The sequence below is a fragment of the Devosia sp. genome (assembly GCF_028290435.1).
GTDB lineage: Bacteria > Pseudomonadota > Alphaproteobacteria > Rhizobiales > Devosiaceae > Devosia.
On the sequence record NZ_JAQGJV010000049.1, the window covers coordinates 21,658 to 27,959 of the forward strand.

The following is a 6,302-nucleotide window of genomic DNA, read 5'->3' on the forward strand; positions in this document are numbered from 1 at the left end:
TCATGACCTTGCATCGGCTCGAGCCCAGCGTGTGGCACAACGTGCTGGGAACGCTGCCGCCCGCCCTGACCGTGGCGGATGGTGACAGCGTGGTGACCCAGACGCTGGATGCGGCTGGGTTTGATAAGGACGGGATCAGCCGTGCCCACGGTCCCAATCCGATGAACGGGCCGATTTTTGTTACCGGCGCAGAGCCGGGCGATGCGTTGAGTGTCGAGATCGTACGGATGACGCCGATCCGCGACCGGGGCTGGACCCGTGCGGTGCTGGCCGGGAACGTGGTCGATCCGGAACGCGTGCGGACATTGCCATCGCCGGATCGGGTGCAGTGGATTATCGAGGACGGCACGGCGCGGCTGGAGCAGCCGGTGGCCGGACTTGAGCATCTGGTGCTGCCGCTGGATCCGATGATCGGATGCTTCGGGGTGGCGCCGAGCCTGGGACAGGCATTTTCGACAGCCACCAGCGCCGAGAATGGCGGCAATATGGATTATCGTGGCTTCGGACCGGGCGCGAAGGTGTGGTTTCCGGTCGCGGTGCCAGGGGCGTTGTTCTTCCTCGGCGATTGCCACGCCATCCAGGGCGATGGCGAGATTGTCGGCACTGGCGTCGAGACGGCGTTCGAAGTCGAAGTGCGACTGAGCGTGGTCAAGGCGCGCAAACAGGTCTGGCCGCGGGGCGAGACGGCGGATGCGATTTTTACCGTAGGCAATGCGCGGCCGCTCGACCAGGCGCTGCAACATGCCACGACAGAAATGCTGGACTGGCTGATGGCCGATTATGGCTTGAGCGCCGCCGCTGTAAGCCATCTGCTGGGGCAGGTGGTGCGTTACGAGGTCGGCAATGTGTTTGATCCGGCCTATACGATGGTGTGCAAGGTCGAAAAGAAGTGGCTGCCGCCTAAGCTGGTGTAGCGCGATGGCACCCACACGGTCTGTCCCAGACTTGATCTGAGGATCGTTATCCACTTGCGCCGTGCTGGGAGCGGCCCGCGGATCAAGTCCGCGGGAAGGTCAGTGTGTGCGTGACAACGGCAAAAACAAAAACCTGCGACAAAACAAAAGCCCCGGCGAGATGATCACCGGGGCTTTGGCTTGCTGCTTAACCGATGACTAGACCTGCTGCACGGCTTCGACGCCTGGGACGAAGTGGCGGAGCAGGTTTTCGATGCCATTCTTGAGCGTGGCGGTCGAAGAGGGGCAACCGGAACATGCACCCTGCATGTGAAGGAACACAGTGCCTTCCTTATAGCCCTTGAAGATGATGTCGCCGCCGTCCATGGCCACCGCAGGGCGGACGCGGGTCGACAGCAATTCCTTGATCACTTCGACGGTCTCGCTGTCTTCGGCTTCGAAAAACTCTTCGCCGCCGTAGATTTCCTCAGCCACACCAGTGGTGTTTTCCATGATCACCGGCTTGCCGGAGAGGAAGTGGTCCATGATGACGCCGAGAATCGCCGGCTTGATATGGGCCCAGTTGGTATCGTCCTTGGTCACAGAGATGAAATCGGAGCCCAGGAACACGCCATTGACGCCGGAAATGGCGAACAGGCCCATAGCCAGCGGCGAGATCGCAGCGGCTTCGGGATTGCGGAAATCGCGTGGTTCGCCTTCGAGCACGTCGCGGCCGGGAAGGAACTTCAGGGTAGCCGGATTGGGCGTGGCTTCGGTCTGGATGAACATGGACGTATCCTCGCGGCAAGGCGCGGTAAGAATTAGAATGCTTCTAAAATAGTGTTTTTGCGCGCGGAAGCAAGGGGGATTCGGCCTAGCAGATGGCGATGATTTCCTCGTCGGTCATGCGGCCGGGCACAATAGTAAGCGGAATGGGCAAAGCGTTGGCACGGTTGGCGAAATGCAGCACCAGCGGGCCAGGGCCGTCGGCCGAGATGGAGGCGGCAAGCGCCAGAATGGCGATATCGCGGTCTTCGCCGATGACGCGCTCGATCTGCTCGGCCGCGTCACCCTCGCGAATGACCGATTCCACCTTGATGTCGCCGATGTCCCTGAGACGGGCCAGGCGGACGTCGAGATTGCGCTCGGCCTCCTCGACGGCCTCGGCGCGCAGCACATCCTCGACACCCAGGCCAACAAAGCCGGGGGGCTCGACCACGCTCATCAGCACGACAGTGCCGCCGGTGCGCTTGGTGCGATAGGCGGCGAAAGTGAGGGCGCGGTCGCATTCGGGCGTTTCGTCGATGACGACGAGGAATTTGCGCCGGTATTCGCTGTGTTCGACCATGGAAACTCCTAGCGGATGAAACCGACGATGCGACGGACGTCTTTCATGGTCGCCTCGGCAATGACCGAACCACGCTCGGCGCCGTCGCGCAATACCGCGTCGATGGCGGTCGTGTCGTCGATGAGGCGGCGCATTTCATTGGCCATGGGAGCAAGCACCGTGACGGCCAGCTCGGCCAAAGCGGGCTTGAAGGCGCCCCAGCCCTTGCCGCCGAATTCGGCGATGACATCGACCTTGGTCTTGTCGGAGAGCGCCGCGTAGATGCCCACCAGATTGTCGGCCTCGGCGCGGCCCTTGAGGCCATCGACGGTCTCGGGCAGGGGCTCGGGATCGGTGGTGGCGCGCTTGATCTTCTTGGCGATCGTATCGGCATCGTCGAGCAGCGAAATGCGCGACTGGTCCGAGGGATCGGACTTGCTCATCTTCTTGGTGCCGTCGCGAAGCGACATGATGCGGGTAGCCGGGCCGGCGATCAGCGGCTCGGTGATGGGGAAGAAATCGGGCTCGAAGCCCTCCTTGGCGACGGAGGCCGCATAGTCATTGTTGAACTTGGCGGCGATGTCGCGCGTCAGTTCGAGATGCTGCTTCTGGTCGTCGCCAACCGGCACATGGGTGGCCTTATAGAGCAGGATATCGGCGGCCATGAGCGAAGGATAGGCGAACAAGCCGAGCGAAACGTTCTCGGAATTCTTGCCGGCCTTGTCCTTGAACTGGGTCATGCGGCTCATCCAGCCCATGCGCGCGATGCAGTTGAACACCCAGGCCAGTTCGGCATGCTGGACGATCTGGGACTGGTTGAAAATGATCGAGCGCTTGGGATCGACGCCCGCGGCGATGAAGGCGGCGGCGACTTCGCGGGTGGCGCGGCGCAAGTCATCAGGGTCCTGCCAGACGGTGATGGCATGCATGTCGACGACGCAATAGATGCAATCGTGGGTGTCTTGAAGGGGGACGAACCGGCGGATGGCGCCGAGATAATTTCCCAGATGTAGATCGCCCGAAGGCTGGATGCCCGAAAAGACGCGCGGGGTGAAGGCCATGAAGAAGTCTCTCAATCAGCAGAGGCGCACTTTATGCGCAGGCAAGGCGGGCAAGGCAAGGCTTGCGTGATCAGCCAGCGCGGCGCAGGCGCCGGAGGAGCAGGCCGAGGGGCTGGGCGCCGGAAATGTGGATCAGGGCGAAATACAGCGCCATGCCGAACACCACCAGCGCGGCTAGGACGCTGGCTTGGATATAGATAGGGTTGCCGGTGGCCAGCAGGTGGGCGCCACGCAGGCCGAACAGGTAAAGCACGCCGCCCATCAGCAGGCTGATGGCGATGATCTTGATGTGATTGCGCCACTCGTCGCGGGTGAGGGCGAAGTGGCCGCGAATGGCGAGGAAGACGGCCAACAGGATGGCGTTGAGCCAGGCCGCGGCCGTGGTGGCCAGGGCGATGCCCACATAGGTCAGCGAGGGGAACAGCCAGAGCGACAGGCCGATATTGGCGACCACCGAAATGCCGGCGAAGATGGTCGGCGTCATGGTGTCCTTGCGCGAGAAATAGCCCGGCTGAAGCACGCGGATCAGCACATAGGCGGGCAGGCCGATGGCGAAGCCGATCAGCGCCTGCGATACCGCGATGGTATCGGCAGGGGTGAACAGACCGCGCTCATAGAGTACGCGGACGATGGGCGTGGCGAGGCCGACAAGGGCCGTGGCTGCGGGCATGGAAAGCAGCATGGACAGCAGCAGCGACTGGCTCTGACTGGAGCGAGCCTCCCGGTCGCGGCCGGCGCCGATATGGCGGCTGAGTTCGGGCAGCAGCACCGTGCCGATGGCGATGCCCACGATGCCGAGGGGGAGCTGGTAGAGGCGGTCGGCGAGGCCAAGGATGGCGATGGCGCCCGACGCGCCCGACGCGATGGTGGTGCCGACGATGATGTTGATCTGGGTGATGCCGCCGGTGAGGATTGCCGGAATGGCAAGAATCCAGAAGCGGCGCACTTCGGGATCGAAGCGCGGCAGGCCGATCCGCGGCACGAAGCCCGCGCGGCGAATGGCCCAATAGACCAGCATCAATTGGGCAATGCCCCCTAGCATGGTGGCGATGGCGACCCAGAAGGCGGTATCGGCGGGATTATCCAGTGCAATGATCGCCAGGGGGATCAGCGCGGCGATGTTGACGATGTTGAGCAGGATCGGCGCGAAGGCGGCGGCAAAGAAGCGTCCCAGCGTGTTGAGGATGGCCCCATAGGCGGCCATCAGCGACATGCAGGCCAGGTAAGGGAACATGATGCGGGTGAGGAACACCGTCAGCTCGAACTTGTCCGGATCGTCGACGAAGCCGGGCACGAAGAAGACCGTGATCTGCGGCATGAAGATTTCGAACAGGATCGTGATGATCAGGATCGCGGTAACCAGCCAGCTCATGATCTTGGCGGCGAGCAGCTTGGCTGACTCGGCACCGTCGCGCTCGAGCGCGGTCGAAAACATCGGCACGAAGGCGGTATTGAACGCGCCCTCGGCGAAGAGGCGGCGGAACAGGTTGGGAAAGCGGAAGGCGGCCGCGAAGGCGTCGGCAGCGGGACTGGTGCCAAGCACGGCGGCCATCAGCGCGTCGCGGGCAAAGCCGAAGACGCGGCTGCCCAGAGTGAGGACGCCGACATTGATGAAGTTGCGGTAGAGGCTCATGGGGAGATCGGGGCTCCCATCACCCCCTCCCAGCCTCCCCCATCAAGGGGGAGGTGCCGTCTGGTGGGTGGGCGCGATTGTGTTCCAAGAGTGGAGAGACACCTCCCCCTTGATGGGGGAGGAGGGAGGGGGTGATGGGAGCCATCCGCGCCCGCTATGTCACCCATTGACGACCTTGGCGCGCTCTTCGGCTGGCTTGGCATGGAACACTGCCATGAGGGCGTCGTGGATTTTGCGCTGGCGGGGCTTGCTGGCGATCTTCTGGCCAGTCAGGTCGGTGACGTAGAAGACGTCGACGGCCTTTTCGCCATAGGTGCCGATGTGCGCCGAGCCGATGGTGAGGTTGAGATCGGAGATGGAACGGGTGAGTTGATGGAGCAGTCCCGTTCGGTCCAGACCGGCGGCCTCGATGACGGTAAATTTTTCCGACAGGGTGTTCGAGACTTCGACCGACGCCGGCAGCGAGAACGGTTTGATGCGCCGATTGTGCCGGCTCTCTTTGCCCAGATCGATCAACACCTGGCGCTTGCCCTGGAGCAGTTGCTTGACGGTCTCGATGATGCGGGTGGCGCGGACCTTCTCGTCCTCGTCGGAGGCAAAGGCGCGGCGCAAGCGGAAAGTGTCGAGCGCCTGGCCGTCGCGGGTCGAAAAGATCTGCGCGCCGATGATCGAGGCTTCGCACATGGTGCAGGCGCCGGCGATCAGCGACAACAGACGCGGATGGTCGGGGGTATAGAACGAGACTTCAGTGATACCCTCGAAGGCCTGCACGCGGATCGAGCCGGCAAAGGATTGATGCGCGTTGTCGGCATTGCGGATCATCTTGGCATGCTCGAGCTGCAGCTCGAGTTCGGCGCGGAGCCAATAGTGGTTGTAGTGCCGCGCCATGTAGGTTTCGAGTTCGGGCTTCGGCCAGGCGACGAGCGCCTTTTCGAGATCGGTCTTGGCGGCGGCGATACGATCGGACTGGGTGACGCGCGAATGGCCGCCGGAGAGAAGCGGTTCGGTGGCGTAATAGAGCGAACGCAGCAGCGACCCCTTCCAGCCGGTCCAGACACCCGGACCGACGGCGCGGATGTCGCAGGCGGTGAGGATCATCAGCAGCGCCAGTCGTTGCGGCGACTGGACGATGTCGGCGAAGGACCGGGCGGTCTCGGGGTCCTGCAGGTCGCGGGCCTGGGCGATCTCGCTCATCAAGAGGTGATGCTCGACAAGCCAGGCGACGGTGTCGGTCTCGGCGGCGTCGAGGCCAAGGCGGGGGCAGAACTTGCGGGCGATGCGCGCGCCGGCGAGGGAATGGTCCTCGGGACGGCCCTTGGCGATATCGTGGAGGAACAGCGCTACGTACAAAAGCCGCACGTCATTGAGGTGCGGCAGCAATTCGTGCG

General features: G+C 63.3%; 6 protein-coding genes. 1 reads left to right on the forward strand and 5 read right to left on the reverse strand.

Going from position 1 to position 6,302, the window contains the following annotated elements; all coding sequences use genetic code 11:
- Nucleotides 1-2 precede the first annotated feature (2 nt).
- Nucleotides 3-914 carry an acetamidase/formamidase family protein gene (locus JWP26_RS11750; protein ID WP_299727527.1) on the forward strand — a complete coding sequence of 304 codons (912 nt, stop codon included), beginning with the start codon at nt 3-5 and terminating at the stop codon, nt 912-914.
- 198 nt (nt 915-1,112) lie between these two features.
- Here JWP26_RS11750 and JWP26_RS11755 read toward each other — a convergent pair whose 3' ends face one another.
- The 5 genes from JWP26_RS11755 to JWP26_RS11775 form a co-directional block, all read right to left on the reverse strand.
- Nucleotides 1,113-1,682 (reverse strand): NifU family protein, encoded by a 570-nt coding sequence (locus tag JWP26_RS11755; RefSeq protein ID WP_299727530.1) that lies wholly within the window; start codon nt 1,680-1,682, stop codon nt 1,113-1,115.
- Nucleotides 1,683-1,767: 85 nt separating this feature from the next.
- Complete coding sequence (locus JWP26_RS11760; RefSeq protein WP_299727533.1) at nt 1,768-2,241, reverse strand: universal stress protein; 474 nt, start codon at nt 2,239-2,241, stop codon at nt 1,768-1,770.
- Between the two features lie 8 nt (nt 2,242-2,249).
- On the reverse strand, nt 2,250-3,281 hold the full coding sequence (gene trpS / locus JWP26_RS11765; protein ID WP_299727536.1) for a tryptophan--tRNA ligase: 1,032 nt from the start codon (nt 3,279-3,281) through the stop codon (nt 2,250-2,252).
- A 70-nt stretch (nt 3,282-3,351) separates the two neighbouring features.
- Nucleotides 3,352-4,914, reverse strand: coding sequence for a murein biosynthesis integral membrane protein MurJ (gene murJ, locus JWP26_RS11770; RefSeq protein ID WP_299727539.1), 1,563 nt, complete (start codon nt 4,912-4,914; stop codon nt 3,352-3,354).
- Nucleotides 4,915-5,073: 159 nt separating this feature from the next.
- Nucleotides 5,074-6,302: HD domain-containing protein (locus JWP26_RS11775; protein ID WP_299727542.1), on the reverse strand; the 1,229-nt coding region annotated here is incomplete at its 5' end.

What these genes read in the sequence shown, in the direction of transcription:
- JWP26_RS11750 (WP_299727527.1), top strand. Translation starts at nt 3, where the DNA reads ATGACCTTGCATCGGCTCGAGCCCAGCGTGTGGCACAACGTGCTGGGA.
- JWP26_RS11755 (WP_299727530.1), bottom strand. Translation starts at nt 1,682, where the DNA reads ATGTTCATCCAGACCGAAGCCACGCCCAATCCGGCTACCCTGAAGTTC.
- JWP26_RS11760 (WP_299727533.1), bottom strand. Translation starts at nt 2,241, where the DNA reads ATGGTCGAACACAGCGAATACCGGCGCAAATTCCTCGTCGTCATCGAC.
- murJ (WP_299727539.1), bottom strand. Translation starts at nt 4,914, where the DNA reads ATGAGCCTCTACCGCAACTTCATCAATGTCGGCGTCCTCACTCTGGGC.
- trpS (WP_299727536.1), bottom strand. Translation starts at nt 3,281, where the DNA reads ATGGCCTTCACCCCGCGCGTCTTTTCGGGCATCCAGCCTTCGGGCGAT.